General features: G+C 65.7%; 15 protein-coding genes. 13 read left to right on the top strand and 2 right to left on the bottom strand.

What is annotated here, in order from left to right:
- Positions 1-216: 216 nt before the first annotated feature.
- The 7 genes from HMP06_RS09420 (at position 217) to HMP06_RS09390 (ending at position 8,404) form a co-directional block, all read left to right on the top strand.
- Entirely contained in the window at positions 217-1,518 is a 1,302-nt protein-coding gene (locus HMP06_RS09420; protein ID WP_176496860.1) for a 3-methyl-2-oxobutanoate dehydrogenase (2-methylpropanoyl-transferring) subunit alpha, read from the top strand.
- Positions 1,515-2,369, top strand: a complete 855-nt coding sequence (locus HMP06_RS09415) for an alpha/beta hydrolase (protein ID WP_176496859.1) — start codon at positions 1,515-1,517, stop codon at positions 2,367-2,369. Before HMP06_RS09420 ends, HMP06_RS09415 begins: the two co-directional genes overlap by 4 nt.
- Before the next feature lie 50 nt (positions 2,370-2,419).
- Positions 2,420-3,424, top strand: coding sequence for an alpha-ketoacid dehydrogenase subunit beta (locus tag HMP06_RS09410; RefSeq protein ID WP_176498456.1), 1,005 nt, complete (start codon positions 2,420-2,422; stop codon positions 3,422-3,424).
- Positions 3,425-3,463: 39 nt separating this feature from the next.
- Positions 3,464-4,804 carry a dihydrolipoamide acetyltransferase family protein gene (locus tag HMP06_RS09405; protein WP_176496858.1) on the top strand — a complete coding sequence of 447 codons (1,341 nt, stop codon included), beginning with the start codon at positions 3,464-3,466 and terminating at the stop codon, positions 4,802-4,804.
- A 105-nt stretch (positions 4,805-4,909) separates the two neighbouring features.
- On the top strand, positions 4,910-6,106 hold the full coding sequence (locus tag HMP06_RS09400; RefSeq protein ID WP_176496857.1) for a bifunctional alpha/beta hydrolase/OsmC family protein: 1,197 nt from the start codon (positions 4,910-4,912) through the stop codon (positions 6,104-6,106).
- Positions 6,107-6,114: 8 nt separating this feature from the next.
- Positions 6,115-6,663 carry an rRNA large subunit pseudouridine synthase E gene (locus HMP06_RS09395; RefSeq protein ID WP_176496856.1) on the top strand — a complete coding sequence of 183 codons (549 nt, stop codon included), beginning with the start codon at positions 6,115-6,117 and terminating at the stop codon, positions 6,661-6,663.
- 115 nt (positions 6,664-6,778) lie between these two features.
- Positions 6,779-8,404, top strand: coding sequence for a hypothetical protein (locus tag HMP06_RS09390; protein WP_176496855.1), 1,626 nt, complete (start codon positions 6,779-6,781; stop codon positions 8,402-8,404).
- A gap of 109 nt (positions 8,405-8,513) precedes the next feature.
- On the opposite strand, the gene HMP06_RS09385 is transcribed toward HMP06_RS09390, so the two are convergent.
- On the bottom strand, positions 8,514-9,710 hold the full coding sequence (locus tag HMP06_RS09385; protein WP_176496854.1) for an acetyl-CoA C-acyltransferase: 1,197 nt from the start codon (positions 9,708-9,710) through the stop codon (positions 8,514-8,516).
- A gap of 233 nt (positions 9,711-9,943) precedes the next feature.
- Between HMP06_RS09385 and HMP06_RS09380 the strand changes: the two genes are divergently transcribed.
- Genes HMP06_RS09380 through HMP06_RS09370 form a run of 3 tightly spaced genes read left to right on the top strand, consistent with a single transcriptional unit; the run spans position 9,944 to position 13,388 of the window.
- A complete protein-coding gene (locus HMP06_RS09380; RefSeq protein WP_176496853.1) occupies positions 9,944-10,648 on the top strand; it encodes a response regulator transcription factor in 705 nt (234 codons plus the stop codon).
- Positions 10,639-12,213, top strand: coding sequence for a sensor histidine kinase (locus tag HMP06_RS09375; RefSeq protein WP_232089577.1), 1,575 nt, complete (start codon positions 10,639-10,641; stop codon positions 12,211-12,213). The genes HMP06_RS09380 and HMP06_RS09375 overlap by 10 nt, the downstream gene beginning before the upstream one ends.
- A complete protein-coding gene (locus tag HMP06_RS09370; protein WP_176496852.1) occupies positions 12,210-13,388 on the top strand; it encodes an NAD(P)/FAD-dependent oxidoreductase in 1,179 nt (392 codons plus the stop codon). Before HMP06_RS09375 ends, HMP06_RS09370 begins: the two co-directional genes overlap by 4 nt.
- Here HMP06_RS09370 and HMP06_RS09365 read toward each other — a convergent pair.
- Complete coding sequence (locus HMP06_RS09365; RefSeq protein WP_232089955.1) at positions 13,385-13,825, bottom strand: HAD family hydrolase; 441 nt, start codon at positions 13,823-13,825, stop codon at positions 13,385-13,387. The genes HMP06_RS09370 and HMP06_RS09365 overlap by 4 nt on opposite strands.
- A gap of 279 nt (positions 13,826-14,104) precedes the next feature.
- Here HMP06_RS09365 and HMP06_RS09360 point away from each other — a divergent pair, with 279 nt between their 5' ends.
- The 3 genes from HMP06_RS09360 (at position 14,105) to HMP06_RS09350 (ending at position 17,851) form a co-directional block, all read left to right on the top strand.
- Positions 14,105-15,847, top strand: coding sequence for a DEAD/DEAH box helicase (locus HMP06_RS09360; protein WP_176496851.1), 1,743 nt, complete (start codon positions 14,105-14,107; stop codon positions 15,845-15,847).
- Positions 15,848-16,046: 199 nt separating this feature from the next.
- A complete protein-coding gene (gene hisC / locus HMP06_RS09355; RefSeq protein WP_176496850.1) occupies positions 16,047-17,138 on the top strand; it encodes a histidinol-phosphate transaminase in 1,092 nt (363 codons plus the stop codon).
- A complete protein-coding gene (locus tag HMP06_RS09350) occupies positions 17,135-17,851 on the top strand; it encodes a haloacid dehalogenase type II (protein WP_332103034.1) in 717 nt (238 codons plus the stop codon). The genes hisC and HMP06_RS09350 overlap by 4 nt, the downstream gene beginning before the upstream one ends.
- Positions 17,852-17,916: the final 65 nt, after the last annotated feature.

Genomic DNA, 17,916 nt, shown 5'->3' with positions numbered 1-17,916 from the left:
GGACACAGGACACGACTCGCAGAAGCAGGACTGTTCCTATTTTGTTCTCTTTCGTCCTACTGAGTCAAGCTGCTCCGTCACCGGAACGGGACAGGCCGTCGCATTCCGCTCACGCGACCCTCTCGCCAAGCCCCGCGAAATTTTATAACAACGGCGTGATAGAACGAATCCGCGTGCCGACTGTTTGAATGAGAGCACGTTCCCGCTGGAGAGACCATGGCAAGCGACCGCGTCCCTGCCCATTTGAAGCCCAATCTGCCCCCACTGTCGCTGTATGTGCCCGAACCCAAGTTCCGGCCCGGCGACACGGTCGATTTCACGCAAGTGCCGATTCCCCCGGCCGGGCAGGCACGTCGGCCCGACACCGCCGATGCCGCCGACAGCTTCCGTGATCTCGCTTTCGATCTGGTCCGCGTGCTCGATGATTCGGGGCAGGCAGTCGGCCCGTGGAACCCGCGCCTGTCGCCCGATACGCTGCGCGCGATGTTGCGCAGCATGGCGTTGGTCCGCGCGTTCGACGAACGCATGTTTCGCGCGCAACGCCAGGGCAAGACCAGCTTCTACATGAAGTGTACCGGCGAGGAAGCGGTCGCGGTCGCGGCGGCGTATGCGCTCGATTATGAGGACATGTGCTTCCCGTCCTATCGCCAGCAAGGCCTGCTGATCGCGCGCGGCTGGTCGATGGTCGACATGATGAACCAGATCTATTCGAACACGGCGGATCGTTTGCAGGGCAAGCAGTTGCCGATCATGTATTCGGTCAAGGAAGCCGGGTTCTTCTCGATCTCCGGCAACCTCACCACGCAATATCCGCAAGCGGTCGGCTGGGCGATGGCGAGCGCGGCCAAGGGTGATACGCGGATCGCGGCGACGTGGTGCGGCGAAGGATCGACCGCCGAGGGGGATTTTCATTCGGCCTGCACCTTTGCCAGCGTCTATCGCGCGCCGGTGATCTTCAACGTCGTCAACAATCAATGGGCGATCTCATCGTTCTCGGGCTTTGCCGGTGCGGAATCGACGACGTTTGCGGCGCGTGCGGTCGGCTACGGGATCGCCGGCTTGCGGGTCGATGGCAATGACGCGCTGGCGGTCTATGCCGCCACTGCCTGGGCAGCGGAGCGCGCGCGCACCAATCAGGGGCCGACGCTGATCGAGCATTTCACCTACCGCGCCGAAGGGCATTCGACCTCCGATGACCCCGGCCAATATCGCTCGGCGGGCGAGCCGACGGCGTGGCCGCTCGGCGACCCGATCAAGCGGTTGAAGGAGCATCTGATCGCGATCGGCGAATGGGATGAGGTGCGCCACGCCGCGCAGGATCTCGAACTCGCCGAATCGGTAAAGCGCGCGCAGAAGGAAGCCGAGGCCAATGGCATCCTCGGCCACGGCCTGCATCAGCCGCTCGACACGCTGTTCGACGGTGTGTTTGAGGAAATGCCGTGGCATTTGCGCGAGCAGCAAGCGCAGATGATCGCCGAGGAGACCGCCAGCGGCCGACCGTGGGCGCGGAAGGCATGATGATCGATCGTCGTTTCCTGCTCGGCGCGGGCGGCGCATTGGCGCTGTCGCCGTTCTTCCCGGCGATCGCCGCCGATACGAAGGTGAACCCGCAAACGGTTGATCTCGCGGTGTCGGCCAAGCGATCGACCAAATTGACCGTGTGGCGCCCGGCCAAGCCGAAGGGCGTTGTGCTGTTCTCGACCGGGCATGGTTCGTGGCCGGAGCGCTATGGCTTGCTGGTCGATCTGCTCACCGCCAACGGCTTTGCGGTGTTCGCGCCGCTTCACGTCGATTCGGTGCACTATCCCGATCGCGACAAGTTCAGCCCCCAGGCGGGTTTTTCGGAGCGGCTGTTCGATATGAAGGCGGCCGCCGCGTACGCCAGCGCCGCGCTGCCCGGCCTGCCGGTGATTGCCGCGGGGCACAGCTTCGGCACGCTCCTCGCCTTGTGCCTCGGCGGGTCGCTTGGCTATTTCGGCGCACTCCGCAATCCCGCAGTCAAGGCGGTGCTGGGCTTCTCCACCCCCGGCAAGATCCCCGTGCTGGTTCAGCCCAATGCATACGCGACGCTGGCCGTGCCGACGCTGCTGATCACCGGCACGAAGGACGTCGTTCCTGGCTTTGCCGAAAATCCCGCCGACCATCTCTTCCCGATCGAATCGAGCCCGTCGGGCGGCAAGTTCGCCATCGTGGTGGACGGGGCGGATCACGGGCTGGTCGCCGAACCCACCCCATTGGCGCGCGTGCAGGCACCGGTGAAGGATTTCCTCGCCGGCTACGCCTTTGATCGGAACAGCAGCAAGGCCGCGCTGGCGCGCTACAAGGCGGCGGGCGGCGACACCTTCATCGTGCGGAATACGGCCATATGAACGACATGATCGACAGCGCGCGCCCGGATGAGGCCCCGACTTCCACCCGGATGAACATGATCCAGGCGATCAATTCGGCGATGGACGTGATGATGGCGCGCGATCCCGACATCGTCGTGATGGGCGAGGATGTCGGCTATTTCGGCGGCGTGTTCCGCGCGACCGCGGGGTTGCAGGCGAAATACGGCAAGACGCGCGTGTTCGATACGCCAATCACCGAATGCGGCATCATCGGCGTCGCGGTCGGGATGGGTGCTTACGGCCTGCGCCCGGTGCCCGAAATCCAGTTCGCCGATTATATCTATCCCGCACTCGATCAGCTCGTGTCGGAGGCGGCGCGGCTGCGCTATCGCTCGGCGGGCGAATTCACCGCGCCGATCACGGTGCGCTCGCCCTTCGGCGGCGGCATCTTCGGCGGGCAGACGCACTCGCAGAGCCCCGAAGGCATCTTCACCCACGTCTCGGGCATCAAGACGGTGATCCCATCGACGCCGTATGACGCCAAGGGCCTGTTGATCGCCGCGATCGAGGACAATGACCCGACGATCTTCTTCGAGCCCAAGCGCATCTATAACGGCCCGTTCGACGGCCATTGGGACAAGCCGACGCAGAATTGGTCGCAGCATCCCGCCGGCGACGTGCCGACCGGCTATTACAAGATCGAACTCGGCAAGGCGAAGGTGGTCCGCGCGGGCGAGGCGCTGACGGTGCTCGCCTACGGCACGATGGTGCATGTCGCGCTCGCCGTGATCGAGGAAGCGGGCGTCGATGCCGAGGTGATCGATCTGCGCACGCTTGTGCCGCTCGACATCGAGACGATCGCAGCGTCGGTGCAAAAGACCGGACGCTGCATGATCGTGCATGAGGCGACGCGGACCAGCGGCTTTGGCGCGGAGCTGTCGGCGCAAGTCCAGGAACGCTGCTTCTACCATCTCGAAGCCCCGATCGAGCGCGTGACCGGCTTCGACACGCCCTATCCGCATAGCCTCGAATGGGCGTATTTCCCCGGGCCGGTGCGGATCGGCGAGGCGCTCAAGAAGATCATGAAGGCCTGACGTCCCCCGCGGCCCCCACCCACATACGGATTTATTGAGATGGCACGCTTCACCTTCAAACTCCCCGATATCGGCGAAGGCATTTCCGAGGCCGAGATCGTCGCCTGGCACGTCAAGGTTGGCGATCGGATCGAGGAGGACCAGCAAATCGCCGACATGATGACCGACAAGGCGACCGTGGAGATGGAATCGCCGGTGTCGGGGACCGTGATCGAACTGGCGGGTGAAGTCGGCGATCAGGTCTCGATCGGTGCCGCGCTGGTGGTGATCGAGACCGAAGGGGATTTCTCGGCGTCCGAAGCGCCTGCGTTGGAGCCGGTGACGGATGAGGTGAAGGCCGCACCGCTTTCCAGCGAGCAGGAAGAGGTGGCGGAGCAATATGAGGCGGAGAATCCGGGGGTAGAGGCACCTTCTTCCTCCCTCCCGCTTGCGGGAGGGGGCGGGCGCGCGCTCGCCACCGACGGCCCCGTTGATGGCGCGAGCCCACCCCCAGCCCCTCCCGCGGGCGGGAGGGGAGAAGAGCGAGTCCTCGCCTCTCCCGCCGTCCGCGCGCGCGCGGCCGATCTCGGCATCGATCTGGCGCACGTGAAGACCGAAAGCGACCGCGTCCGCCACAGCGATCTCGACGCGTTCCTGCGCTACGGCCAGGGGCAGGGCTACCACGCCCCGCACGCGTCGCACGCCCGCGCCGACGAAGCGGTCAAGGTCATCGGGATGCGCCGCCGCATCGCCGAGAATATGGCGGCGTCGAAGCGCGCGATCCCGCATTTCACCTATGTCGATGAAGTGGACGTCACCGCGCTCGAGGCGATGCGCGCCGATCTCAACGCCAATCGCGGGCAGCGGCCAAAGCTGACGATGCTCCCGTTGCTGATCGCGGCGATTTGCAAGACGGTGCCCGCCTTCCCGATGATCAACGCGCGCTACGATGACGAAGCGGGCGTGGTCACGCGGCACGGCAGCGTCCATCTCGGCATGGCGACACAGACTGATGCCGGGCTGACCGTCCCCGTCATCCGCGATGCGCAGGACCGCAACGTGTGGCAGCTCGCGACCGAAATCCTGCGGCTGGCCGAGGCGGCGCGCGCCAATAAGCTCACCCCGCAGGAAATGGGCGGCGGCACGCTGACCGTCACCTCGCTCGGGCCGCTCGGCGGGATCGCGACGACACCGGTGATCAACCGCCCCGAAGTCGCGATCATCGGTCCGAACAAGATCGTCGAGCGTCCGGTCTTTATGGGCGACGAGATCGTGCGCGCGAAACTGATGAACCTGTCGATCAGCTGCGATCACCGTGTGGTCGATGGGTGGGATGCGGCGAGCTTCGTCCAGGCGTTGAAGAAGTATCTGGAGACGCCGGTGCTGTTGTTCGCGGACTAAACCGCTGGGCGGAGGACGCGTCGGCTCCCGAAAGGGTGCGCGCCGCTGTCCGCTTGGCGCGTATACAGGCGGTCGTGCTATCTGCCGGGCAGGAGGGCGTTTGCCATGAAGCATGAGGTCCGGTTCCCCAATGCCGCCGGGGTGATGCTCGCCGGGTCGATCGAGCTGCCGCCGGGGCGCGTTCGCGCGGTCGCGGTGTTTGCGCATTGCTTCACCTGCACCGCGCGTAGCCACGGCGCGCGGCGGGTGAGTCTTGCGCTCGCCGAGCAGGGGATCGCGACGCTGCGCTTCGATTTCACGGGTCTCGGCGACAGCGAAGGGGCGTTCGCGGACAGCCATTTCACCGCCAATGTCGATGATCTGGTCGCGGCGGCGGCGTATCTGGAAAGCAGCATAGGCGCGCCGGCGATCCTGATCGGCCATTCGCTCGGCGTCGCGGCGGTGATTGCGGCGGCGGAGCAGATTCCCTCGGTAAAGGCGGTCGTGACGATCGCCGCGCCGTTCGATCCCGCGCATGTCCTGCATCTCATCAAGGGTACCGAGGATATCGGCGATCAGCAGACCGAAGTGTCGATCGGCGGGCGGCCATTCCGGATCGGGCGCGATTTCCTCGACTCGGTCGCGGGGCAGGATCAGGCGGCGCGGCTCGGGCGGTTGAAGCGGGCGCTGCTGGTGCTGCATTCGGCGACCGATGCGACCGTCGGGATCGAGAATGCGCGCGCGATTTTCGAGGCGGCGAAGCATCCCAAGAGCTTCGTGGCCTTGAACGGCGCGGATCATTTGCTGACCGATCCTGAGCAGGCGAGCTATGCCGCGATGATCATCGCCGCCTGGGTGCAGCCTTTTCTCGGCCCAGCCATGCCTATCGATGCAGTGCCCGAGGGACATGTCCGCGTTACCTCGACCGAGGCGAAGTTCGTGCAGATCGTCGATTCATCGGGCCACACCTTCCTGGCTGACGAACCGCTTGCGGTGGGCGGCAGCGATCTCGGGCCGACGCCGTATGATCTGCTGCTGTCGGCGCTTGGCACCTGTACCGCGATGACGCTGCGGCTGGTGGCGGAGAAAGAGGGCATCCCGCTGACCGGCGTGTCGGTGACGCTCAACCACAGTCGCCGCCATGCCGACGATTGCGCCGATTGTGCGACGGGTCAGCCGCAGATCGAGGTGCTGGAACGCGTCATCCGGCTGGAAGGCGATTTGAGCGAAGCGCAGCGGATGCGGATGCTGGTCATTGCCGACAAATGCCCGGTACACCGCACGCTCGAAAACCATCCCCGGATCGAGACGCGGCTGCTATAGCGCGTCTGATGGCGCGGCTTCTCCTGTTCAACAAGCCGTATGGCGTCCTCTCGCAATTCACCGATGCCGGGTCCGACACGGCGCGCGCGACGCTGTCGGAGTTTTTGGCCGTGCCGGGAGTCTATCCGGCGGGGCGGCTCGACCGCGATAGCGAGGGGCTGTTGCTGCTGACCGATGACGGGCGCCTGCAGGCGCGTATCGCCGACCCGCGGTTCAAACTGCCCAAGACGTATTGGGTGCAGGTAGAGGGGGAGCCCGACGAGGCGAGCCTTGCGGCGCTGCGCAAGGGCGTGTTGCTGAAGGACGGGATGACGCGCCCGGCCGAGGTCGAGCGGATCGACCCGCCCGAGCTGTGGCCGCGCGATCCGCCGGTGCGGTTTCGCAAGAGCGTGCCCGACTGCTGGCTGCAACTCACGATCCGCGAGGGGCGCAATCGGCAAGTGCGGCGCATGACGGCGGCGGTGGGGTTGCCGACCTTGCGGCTGGTGCGCTGGCGGGTTGGGGAGTGGACCCTCGACGGGATTACGCAGGGGGCGTGGCGCGAAGTGGCGGTGTGACGCGCCGGGCGTTGGATCGAACAGGATCGGAGCGAGATTATCTGGTCGATCCTTCAAACTGTGTGTTACACAAGTGGAACGATCGACCATGAACAATCAGTAGGCGGGGGCTGTGATGTTGGGGTTAGACGCAATCTGCAAATCGACTCGAGTGGCGATGGTCGGCGTGGTGACGCTCGGCCTCGTGGTCGGCGGGTGTACTGCGGGCGGAGCGGGCGGTTCGAACGCGAGCGGTACGGTTACAACAGCCGCCGCTACACCGGTCACGACCAATCCTTGCACGGCCGGCCCAAAGACGCTCGAATCGGCGTTGGTCTCCAGTCCGGCGCGCGACGACACCAGCGTCTATTGCTTCGCGTGGCAGGAGTTTGTCGCGCTCAACTGGCAGGCCGACCCTAGTAATCCTGGCTATCCCAATCCCAAGGCGCTGCCCGCATCGTTCGGTACGCCCGGAGACACCAGCCCGAAGGTCTGGGAAAGCTATATGGAGGCGTCCGCCGTCTTCACCGCTACGCCGATGAAGGGGCCGATGAAGGGCACTTGGCAGGCCAAGCGTCCGACCTCGAAGGTGCTGAGCCGCACATCCAAATTCGGCGCGGCGGACCTCAGCGACATCTATCAGGCGGGCAGCGGCCATCACTGGCTGACCAACGCGCGCGGTGATCTCACCTATTACGAGATCATGATGAATCGCGACGAATATGAATTCATCACGACACAGAATCTGACCACGGCGGCCGGCCAATTGGCCTGCGCCAGCCAGCCCGGAAAGTATCTCAGCGACGGCCCACCCGGACCGCCGCCGCCGGGGGCGCTGATGCGCGGCGGCCTGACCATGCCCGAAGGCCAGTCGAACGGGTGGGACGACACCGATTGCGAGGGCAATATCAAGACTTATGGCGACCATGTCGGGGCGATGGAGGTGAAGGCGTCATGGACGCCGCTGCCCGCCGACCATTCGCTCGATTACCGCTACAAGACCGCGATCGCCGAAATCGTCGACCCCGTCACCAAGGCCCGGCGGCAAGTGACCGTCGGCCTCGTCGGCTTGCACATCGCGCGCAAGACGGTGGCGTTCCACCAATGGATCTGGGCGACGTTCGAGCAGATCGACAATACGCCGGACGAGGCGGCGGGCGGGGGCTTCGTCGCGCCGACCTTACCCGCCAATCCCAATCAGAAACCGTCGCCGGGCTACACCTTCTTCGATCCCAAATGCGACCCGAAGACCAATGCGTTCAAATGCGTGCATAACGCGCCGCCGACACCCTGTCCGCCGGCGCCCGGCGGCACATGCCAGCCCTTCACCGCGCCAATGCAGATCACGCGGGTGACGCCGGTATCGGCGACGGCGAACGGCGTGACGGCCTATTTCTGGAGCTTGCTGCCCGCGAAATCGGTGTTCAATTATTACCGGCTGGTCGGTGTGCAATGGCCGACCGACAGCGGCAATCCGCTTCCCGCCGGACAGCGCCTGCCGCTGCCGCAGGGTACCCCCTCGCCCAAGGGTGCAGCGGGCGGGACCGCGCAGATCCTCGCCGATGCCACGCTGGAGTCGTTCCAGCAGACGCAGGCCGGGTGCATGGATTGCCATGCCAATTACACGTCGATCGCGTCACCGCCGGGGCTGCAGGCTGCGGCTAAAGGTGGTTTGCGCAAGGTGTCGAGGGTCGTGGGCGGCGCACCGCAGCCTTATGCGTCGGATTATTCGTTTTTGTTTTTGACGGAGACGAAGCGGTAGGGGTGGGTGCCGGTGGCGACGCGGCGAAGCCGCGTCGTCGGTCGGCGCTGTAGCGCCGCCGGCCGGTCGCGTAGCTGGTGGCTCGATTTAGCTTCGCTAAATGCTCGCGCTACGCGACTTCAAACAGTCCCGCCGCCCCCATTCCGCCCGCCGTACACATCGACACCACAACATAGCGGACCCCACGCCGCCGACCCTCGATCAGCGCATGACCGACCAGCCGCGATCCCGTCATCCCGAACGGATGCCCGATCGCGATCGCGCCGCCATTGACGTTGTATTTCTCCGGATCGATCCCGAGGAAATCGCGGCAATACAGGCATTGCGACGCGAACGCTTCGTTCAATTCCCACAGCCCGATGTCGGCGACTGACAGCCCGGCGCGCGCCAGCAATTTCGGGATCGCGAAGACCGGGCCGATGCCCATTTCATCGGGCGCGCAGCCCGCCGCCTGAAAACCACGATAAATGCCGAGAATCTCGCGCCCCTCGGCCTTGGCCGTCGCGTGGTCCATCACGATCTGCGCCGAGGCACCGTCGGATAGCTGGCTCGCATTGCCCGCCGTGATGTTCTGCCCCGCGCCGGTGAATTCGCCGCCCGGCCAGACGGTCTTGAGCCCGGCCAGCCCCTCAGCCGTCGTGCCCGCACGGATCCCCTCGTCCTGCGACAGCGTCACCGTTTCGCTGCCGGTGCGCTCACCGCTCTTGTCGAAGATCGCCTTCTCCACCGTGATCGGCGCGATTTCGGCGGTGAATGCCCCCGTTTCCAGCCCGCGTGCGGCCCGCTGCTGGCTCATCGCGGCATAGGCATCCTGCGCCGCGCGGCTGATGCCATAGCGCTCGGCGACGATCTCGGCGGTTTCGATCATCGGGATGTAGGCGGCGGGTTCCTTGCTCGTGACCGATTGGTTAACGTAACGCGGGGCATCCTTGGTCACGGTGAAGCTCACCGATTCCATGCCGCCTGCCAGCGCGACATCCATTTCGTCACAGATGATGCTCCGCGCGGCGAGCGCCACCGCCGTCAGCCCGGAGCCGCATTTGCGGTCGAGCGTGAAGGCGGGCACGCTCTGCGGCAGGCCCGCCGCGAAGGTCGCCATCCGCCCGGCATTGCCGCCCTGGCTGCCCCATTGATTGCCGACGCCCCAGAAAATCTCGTCGATCCGCGCGGGGTCGATCCCTGCGCGCTCGACCGCCGCGTTCATCACATGCGCCGCCAGCACGGGCGCTTCTGTCGCGTTGAACGCGCCGCGGTAAGCCTTGCCGATGGGGGTGCGGGCGGTGGAGACGATCGCGGCTTCGCGCATGTTCGGGCCTTTCGAATGGATTGTGCGGCGTACCGTCTGCACCTTTTCTCCACAAGCGCGGCATCAGCGGTGGATGGGGCTCGCCTAAACCATATCCGTCACCCCGGCCTTGTGCCGGGGTCCACCGTGCCCCTCGGGCGTTGCTTCTCGTTGATGGGTGGACCCCGGCACAAGGCCGGGGTGACGAAAGGGGCGCCCGGAAGTGATTGACGACGCGCGAACGAGGACCACACATGCCGTCCATGAGCCACATCCTGATCGTCGATGACGACCCGCACATCCGCGAATTGCTCGCCTTCGCGCTCGGCAAGGCGGGTATGAGCGTGGCGGAGGCGGTCGATGGCGAGGATGCGCTGGCGGCGCTCGCGCGGCGGATGCCCGATCTGATGGTGCTCGACATCAACATGCCGCGTTTGAACGGCCTCGACCTCTGCCGCAAATTGCGCGGAGATACGAGCATCGGGGGCGGGGCGGGGGCGGCGCTGCCGATCCTGTTCCTGTCGTCGCGCGATGACGAGATCGACCGGATCGTCGGCATCGAAATCGGCGGCGACGATTATGTCGTGAAGCCTTTCTCTCCGCGCGAAGTGGTGGCGCGCGTCGGTGCGATCCTGAAGCGCGGGACTGCACCTGCCCTGCCGCCCCAGGCAGTAACCCACGCGCGCCTGTCGCTCGATACCGAGGCGTGGGAGGCGCGCTTCGACGATGCGCCCGTGTTGCTGACCGCGACCGAATTCCAGCTCTTGCTGCTGTTCGCGACCAGCCCGACCAAGGTGTTCTCGCGCGATGCGATCATCGATCGGCTGCACGGTCCGGGCTTTGCGATCACCGACCGCACGATCGACAGCCATGTCCGCAATCTTCGGGGCAAATTTCCCGAGGTCGATCTGATCGAGACGCGTGCCGGGATCGGATATCGCATCGGCAGTTGCGCTTGAGCCTTGATGTGATCGGGGCGCTGAAGGATTTTGCCAAGGCGCATTGGCCGAAGCTGCGGCTGCGCGTGATCTTGTTCGGGACGTTATTGTTCGTGGCGACGCTGCCGGGCGTCGCGGCGCTGTCACTGCGGGTGTATGAGAACACGATCGTCCAGCAGACCGAATCCGAACTGATCGCGCAAAGCGTGGTGCTTGCGGCGGCGTATAAATCGGCGTGGCGGAACGGGGCGCCGGACCCAGCGCCGCGCCCGCTTGCGCCTGAGGTGCCGGGGATCGACTTGCGCACAGACCCGGTGCTGCCGCGCGCGCCACGCGGGCGGGTGGCAGGGCCGCCCGACCCACATTCCGCGCAGGTCGCGCAGGCGCTTCGTCCGATCGTCAGCGATGCCGTCGCGGTGACGTTGACCGCGACACGGCTGCTCGACCGCCACGGTACGGTGGTGCTTGGGCGCGATGATGCCGGGTTGAATTTTGGGAAACTGGCCGAGGTGCGCGCCGCGTTGCGCGGGCGTCCGGCGACGGTCCTGCGCGAACGCAGTGCGACGGAAATGGCCGATTGGCGCGCGATGCTCAGCCGCGCCTATGCGATCCGCGTGCATCATGCCCGTCCGGTAATCGCCGGTGGGCGGGTGATCGGCGTGGTGATGGTGACGCGCTCCCCGCGCGGGCTGTTCATCGGCATCTGGCAGGACCGGGTGGCGATCCTGCTGGGGACGGGGGTGATCTTCCTCACGTTGCTGGTGCTGGCAGGTTTGCTGTCGCGCGGCATCGCACGGCCGATCTCCGCGCTGGCGCGCGCCAGCGACGATGTCGCGCGCGGGGTGCCGGTGGTGCCGGAAACGCCGGTCACCGCCGCGATCGAGATCGCGCAGCTTTACGACAATTTCCGCCGTATGGCCGAGCGGATCGAGCGGCGCTCGCGTTACTTGCGGGATTTTGCCGCGGCAGTGAGCCACGAATTCAAGACGCCGATCGCCGGGATTCGCGGCGCGCTCGAACTGCTCGGCGATCACGGCGCGGAGATGAGCGCGGCGGAACGCGCGCGCTTCCTCGGCAATGCGACGGCGGATGCGGACCGGCTCGCGCGATTGGTGCAGCGGCTGCTCGATCTCGCCCGCGCCGACATGGCGACGATCGATGCCGATGCGCGCGCTGATGTCGTGGCGGCGGCGCGGCGGGTCGCCGATTCGTTTCGGGGGGATTCGTTCGCGGTGGAGGTGATTGCTGGCGCGGTGCCCGATGCGCGGGTGACAAGCGCGGCGATCGAGACGATCCTGGAGACCGTCGTCGAAAATGCGCGGCAGGCGGGTGCGACTCGCGTCACGATCGGCATTGAGGCGGCGGACGGCGTTCGCGTATCGGTGTCGGATGATGGCCCCGGCGTGGCGGCGGCGGATATCGAGCGTATTTTCGAACCCTTCTTCACCGGTCGGCGCGAGGAAGGCGGGGCGGGGCTGGGCCTAGCCATCGCGCGATCCCTGCTGGCGGCAAGCGGCGGGACGATCGTGGCGGCGCGCGTTGCCGCTGGCGCTTCGTTTCAAATTGCGCTCTGGGCGGCAGCATGAACGAAATGACCTACGACACCATCATCCTCGGCGCGGGCGCGGCCGGGCTGATGTGCGCCTTCACCGCCGGCCAGCGCGGGCGGCGCGTTTTGCTGGTCGATCATGCCGATGCGATCGGCAAGAAGATCCTGATTTCGGGCGGCGGGCGGTGCAATTTCACCAACCTCCACACGGCAGCGGATCGCTTCCTGTCGGCCAATCCGCATTATGCCAAGTCGGCGCTAGGCCGCTATAGCGCGCAGGATTTTCTCGCTCTGGTCGAACGCCACGGCATCGCCTGGCACGAAAAGACGCTCGGGCAACTCTTCTGCGACGGCTCGGCCAAGCAGATCGTCGCGATGTTGCAGGACGAATGTGACCGGGGAGCGGTCGAGATCGCGCTCGGCCACCCGATCCGCGATGTGGCGCACGCCGACGGCCAGTATCGCGTCACCGCGGGGGACCGCACCGCCACTGCGCCGAAACTCGTCATCGCGACCGGCGGTCCATCGATCCCGCAAATGGGCGCGACCGGTTTTGCCTATGATCTGGCGCGGAAATTCGGCCTGAAAGTGGTCGAGCCGCGCCCCGCTTTGGTGCCGCTGACGCTGGGCGGCGACGAAACGCTGTTCCGCTCGCTCTCGGGCGTCGCGGCGGAGGTCGTCGCTAAGGCGGGCAAGGCCAAGTTCCGCGAGGCCGCGCTGTTCACGCACAAAGGGCTGAGCGGCCCGGCGATCCTGCAAGTGTCGTCTTACTGGCGGCACGGCGAGCCGGTCGGGATCGATTTTCTGCCGGATCTCGCCCCCGGCTGGCTCGTCGCGGTCAAGCACGCCCGTCCGCGGGCGCGACTCGACAATACGCTCGGCAATCATCTGCCCGCGCGGCTTGCCGATACGTTGGCCGACCGGATCGGCATTGACGGCGAACTCGGCACCCACACCGACAAGGCGGTCGCGGCGGCGGCGGCGCAACTCGCCGATTGGCGCTTCACCCCCAACGGCACCGAAGGCTTCGCCAAGGCCGAGGTGACGGCGGGCGGCATCTCGACCGCCGAGCTATCGTCGCAGACGATGGAGGCTCGTAAGGTGCCGGGCTTGTACGCGATCGGCGAGGCGGTCGATGTTACGGGCTGGTTAGGGGGCTACAATTTCCAATGGGCCTGGGCGAGCGGCTGGGCGGCGGGAATGGTGGTTTAGGTCGGTAAGACGAAGTCACGCCAGCGGCGCTTCTCCAGTCGCCGCACGTTTGCTTCGTCCTTCAGGGTTTTGAGATAGGCAGTTAGTAATCTTAGCTCGTTGTCCTCGAGAGACCCTTCGAAGGGTTTAGGATAGATGGCGTTTCCGAAGTTTTGGACGCACTTTTCCGGCGTATCGTCGACGATCAACACCCGCTCCAAATTCCACCCCCCTCGTCGAACCTTTGACAGTGGCTTCCGATAGTGAAGGTGGTCCCATGGATCGAAGAAATTCCCATCGTCGTAAGGAGAGGTTCGTCGCAACGAGGCGCGGCTTCTTCCCCAAACGAAATGGAGTAAAGAAGGATCAGGGAAAATGCTCTCAACGACAGACCTGACATATTCATCCGACGCAGACGACCAGACAGCGATCTCAAAATTGCGTGCGCACTCCTCCAGGAATTCGTGGAGGAAGGGGCGCCGATATACGTGATAGCCATACGTCGTAAAATCGGCTGCTCGGTCTCCGAGGCATAGATCAGGGTCTCATCGAGATCGAGGATGAGTAAGATTCTATCGTATGGCTTTTTCTGGCGGTCCACTCGCTAGCCATAGCTTCCGACAACCCCAATTTTCAATGCTGGGCTGTAGCGCAAACCTCCCCCGTGCATTTCCCGCACACCCGTGCTAAAGGCTCGCTTTGGCGCGCGCCCCCGCCGCCCCCAGATCCGGAATATCATGCCCTTTTCAAATCTCCCAACGCTTCTCGGTGAAGCGCTCTCTGCCCGTGGCTATGCCGCGCCCACCCCGGTCCAGGCGGCCGTTATCCAGCCCGAGGCGGAAGGCCGCGATCTGATCGTTTCGGCGCAGACCGGCTCCGGCAAGACCGTCGCCTTCGGTCTCGCCATCGCGCCGCAATTGCTTGGCGAAGACGGTCTCTTGCCCCCGCCGCGCGCGCCGCTGGCACTCGTCATTGCGCCGACGCGCGAGCTCGCGCTGCAGGTCAGCCGCGAACTCGAATGGCTGTACGGAAAGGTCGGCGCGCGCATTTCGACGTGCGTCGGCGGCATGGACGCCAGCCGCGAGCGCCGCAGTCTGGCGCACGGCACGCATATCGTGGTCGGTACGCCGGGCCGCTTGCGCGACCATATCGAACGCGGCGCGCTCGATCTGTCGAACCTCAAGGCGGTCATTCTCGACGAAGCCGATGAGATGCTCGACATGGGCTTCCGCGAGGATCTCGAACTGATCCTCGACGCCTCGCCGGACCAGCGCCGCACGCTGATGTTCTCGGCAACGATGCCAAAGTCGATCGTCGCGCTCGCCAAGCGCTATCAGAAGGATGCGTTGCGCATCTCGACGGTGGGCGAGGATCGCGGGCATGGCGACATCAGCTATCAGGCTGTCACCGTCGCGCCCGCCGATATCGAGAATGCCGTGGTCAACCTGCTGCGTTTGCACGAGGCGGAGACCGCGATGCTGTTCTGCGCGACGCGCGACAATGTGCGGCATTTGCATGCCGGGCTGATCGAACGCGGTTTCGCGGCGGTCGCGCTGTCGGGCGAGCATAGTCAGAATGAGCGCAACGCCGCGATGCAGGCGCTGCGCGACAAGCGCGCCCGCGTTTGTGTCGCGACCGACGTTGCCGCGCGCGGGATCGATTTGCCCTCGCTTTCGCTGGTTGTTCACGTCGAATTGCCGCGCGATGCCGAGACACTGCAGCATCGCTCGGGCCGCACCGGTCGTGCGGGCAAGAAGGGTACGGCGATCCTGATCGTGCCGTATCAGCGCAAGCGTCGCGTCGAAATGATGCTGCGCGGCGCACGCATCGCGGTCGAATGGATGAACGCGCCGACCGTCGACGACATCCGCCATGCCGACAAATCGCGGCTGATGACGATGTTGATGGAAGACGTCGAAGTTGACGAGGACGATCGCGCGCTGGCGCAGCAATTGCTCGAGAAGAAGACCCCCGAGGATATCGCGGCAGCATTGGTGCGCAGCTATCGCGCGCGGATGCCCGCGCCTGAGGAAATGATCGAGCAGAGCAGCGCGGGCGGATCGCAGCGCGAGGCGGGCAAGGAGCATCACCGCGAGGGCTTTGACGATACGGTGTGGTTCCGCATGGACATCGGCCGTCGCCAGAATGCCGATCCGCGCTGGATCCTGCCGCTGATCTGCCGTCGCGGTCACATCACCAAGAATGAAGTCGGCGCGATCCGCATCGCCGCGAACGAGACCATGTTCCAGGTGCCACGCGGCATCGCGGCGAAGTTCATGGCGGCGATCAAGCGCACCGTGGGCGAGGAAGCCGAAGGTGCCGTACAGTTCGAGCAAGTCCAGGGCGGCCCGGCAGATGCCGAGCGGCCCAGCGCCGGACGTCGCCCCAACGGGCCTGCGCCGGTGCGGCATCAGCGTCCGACGCTGCGCCCATCGGGGGCTGGCGCTGGCGCTGGCGGGCACAAGCGGCCGCGGGGGTAATCTTCTTACTCCTCCCTCGCGAAGCGGGGGAGGGGGACCATTTGCTTCTTCAGCAAGTGGTGGAGGGGTAGCCGCAAGCGTTGCGCTCCGTAACTACCCCTCCACCACCAGCCTGAAGAAGGCTGGCGGTCCCCCTCCCCCGTTGGGGGAGGATTTGCAGGAATTGAAGGCGACGGCTTTCCCCGCTAAGCGCTCTGCCATGAACGCACCCCAACCCAAATCGTGGATCATGGACATCGCCCCGTACGTACCGGGGCGGTCGAGCAGCGACAGCGGCGCGCCCGTGGTCAAACTCTCGTCCAACGAAAATCCGCTCGGCACCAGCCCGCAGGCGCAGAGCGCGTTCGCGGCGCATTCGACCGACCTCGCGCGCTATCCCGATGCGGGCGCGGCGCTGCTGCGCGAGGCGATTGCGGCGCATCACGATCTAGATCCCGCCCGCGTGATCTACGGCACCGGGTCGGACGAGATTCTGCACCTCATCGCCGGGGCTTATGCCGGGCCGGGCGATGAAGTGATTCAGGTCCGTTATGGCTTCGCGGTCTATGAAATCGCGACTCGCCGCGTCGGCGCGACGCTGGTGATTGCGGACGACCGCGATCATGCGACGGATGTTGATGCGATCCTTGCCGCGGTGACCGACCGCACCCGCATCGTGTTCGTCGCCAACCCCAACAACCCGACCGGAACCTATGCCCCGGCCAGGCAGATCGCGCGGCTCCACGCCGGTTTGCCGTCGCACGTGATGCTGGTGCTCGATCAGGCTTATGCCGAATATCTGTCGCCCGAGGAGGATGACGGCGGTCTAGACCTCGCACGCACCCAGCCGAACGTGATCGTCACGCGCACCTTCTCCAAGATCCACGGTCTTGCCGCCGAACGGGTCGGCTGGGGCTATGGCTCGGCCGAGGCGATTGGCGCGATGCATCGCATCCGCGCGCCCTTCTGCTGCACGACGGCGGGGCAGGAAGCGGCGGTCGCGGCGCTGGGCGACGCGGCCTTCATCGCCGCCTCGCGTGAGCATAACCGCGTGTGGCGGGCGTGGTTCAACGACGAAATCGCCAAGCTTGGCAATGCGGGCCTGCGCGCCGTGCCGAGTGCGGCGAACTTCGTGCTGGTTCTGTTCGAAGGCGCGGTGACCGCCGAGACGGCGTATAAGGCGCTGATGGAGCGCGGCTATATCGTGCGCTGGTTGCCGGGACAGGGGCTTGGCAATGGCTTGCGCATCACGATCGGCACCGAGGAAGAGACGCGCGGCGTGATGGCTGCGCTGCGCGAGATCGTCGGCTGATCCCCACGCCCGACATCAAGGCGCTCGCCTTCGACGTGTTCGGCACGGTCGTCGATTGGCGCAGCAGCATCGCCCGCGAAGCGGCGGCGTTCTTTGGCGTGATCGGACGGAGCGATATCGACCCCGCCGCCTTCGCCGATGCGTGGCGTGGTTTGTATCAGCCCGCGATGGAGGAGTGCCGCTCGGGCCGCCGCTCCTATACGCGGCTGGATGTGCTCAATCGTGAGACGCTCGATACTTTGTTGGGGCAGCATGGCGTCCACGCGGAAGACGCGGCGGTCGCCGATCTGGCGATGGCATGGCGCAGGCTCGATCCCTGGCCCGATGCGGTTGCGGGGCTGACGCGGCTGAAGACGCGCTTTCCGATCGTCACTTTGTCCAACGGCAATGTCGCGTTGATCCTGGAGATGGCGCGGCGCGGCGGTCTGCCGTGGGATGCCATCCTCGGGGCCGAGGCGACCGGAGTCTATAAGCCGCTGCCGCAAGCCTATCTTAGCACGGCGGATATTCTGGGGCTCGCGCCGGGTGAGCTTTGCCTTGTCGCTGCGCACCACAGCGACCTTGCGGCGGCACGCGCGTGCGGGTTGCGCACCGCCTATGTCGATCGCCCGATGGAATATGGTGGCCGCCCGGCGCCGGACCGGGCGATGGCGCAGGATTGGGAGTATAGCGCGGGCTCGCTTGTCGAACTGGCGGCGCAGATGGGCTACTGACTTGTGCTGCCGTTCCCCGGCGAAGGCCGGGGCCCAGCAGCATTGGTGGTGGCAGGTGCGCGAAC

It is taken from the genome of Sphingomonas sp. HMP6 (assembly GCF_013374095.1).
Taxonomy (GTDB): domain Bacteria; phylum Pseudomonadota; class Alphaproteobacteria; order Sphingomonadales; family Sphingomonadaceae; genus Sphingomonas.
Note: the sequence above shows the minus strand (reverse complement) of the source record. Positions and strands in the feature narration are given on the sequence as shown.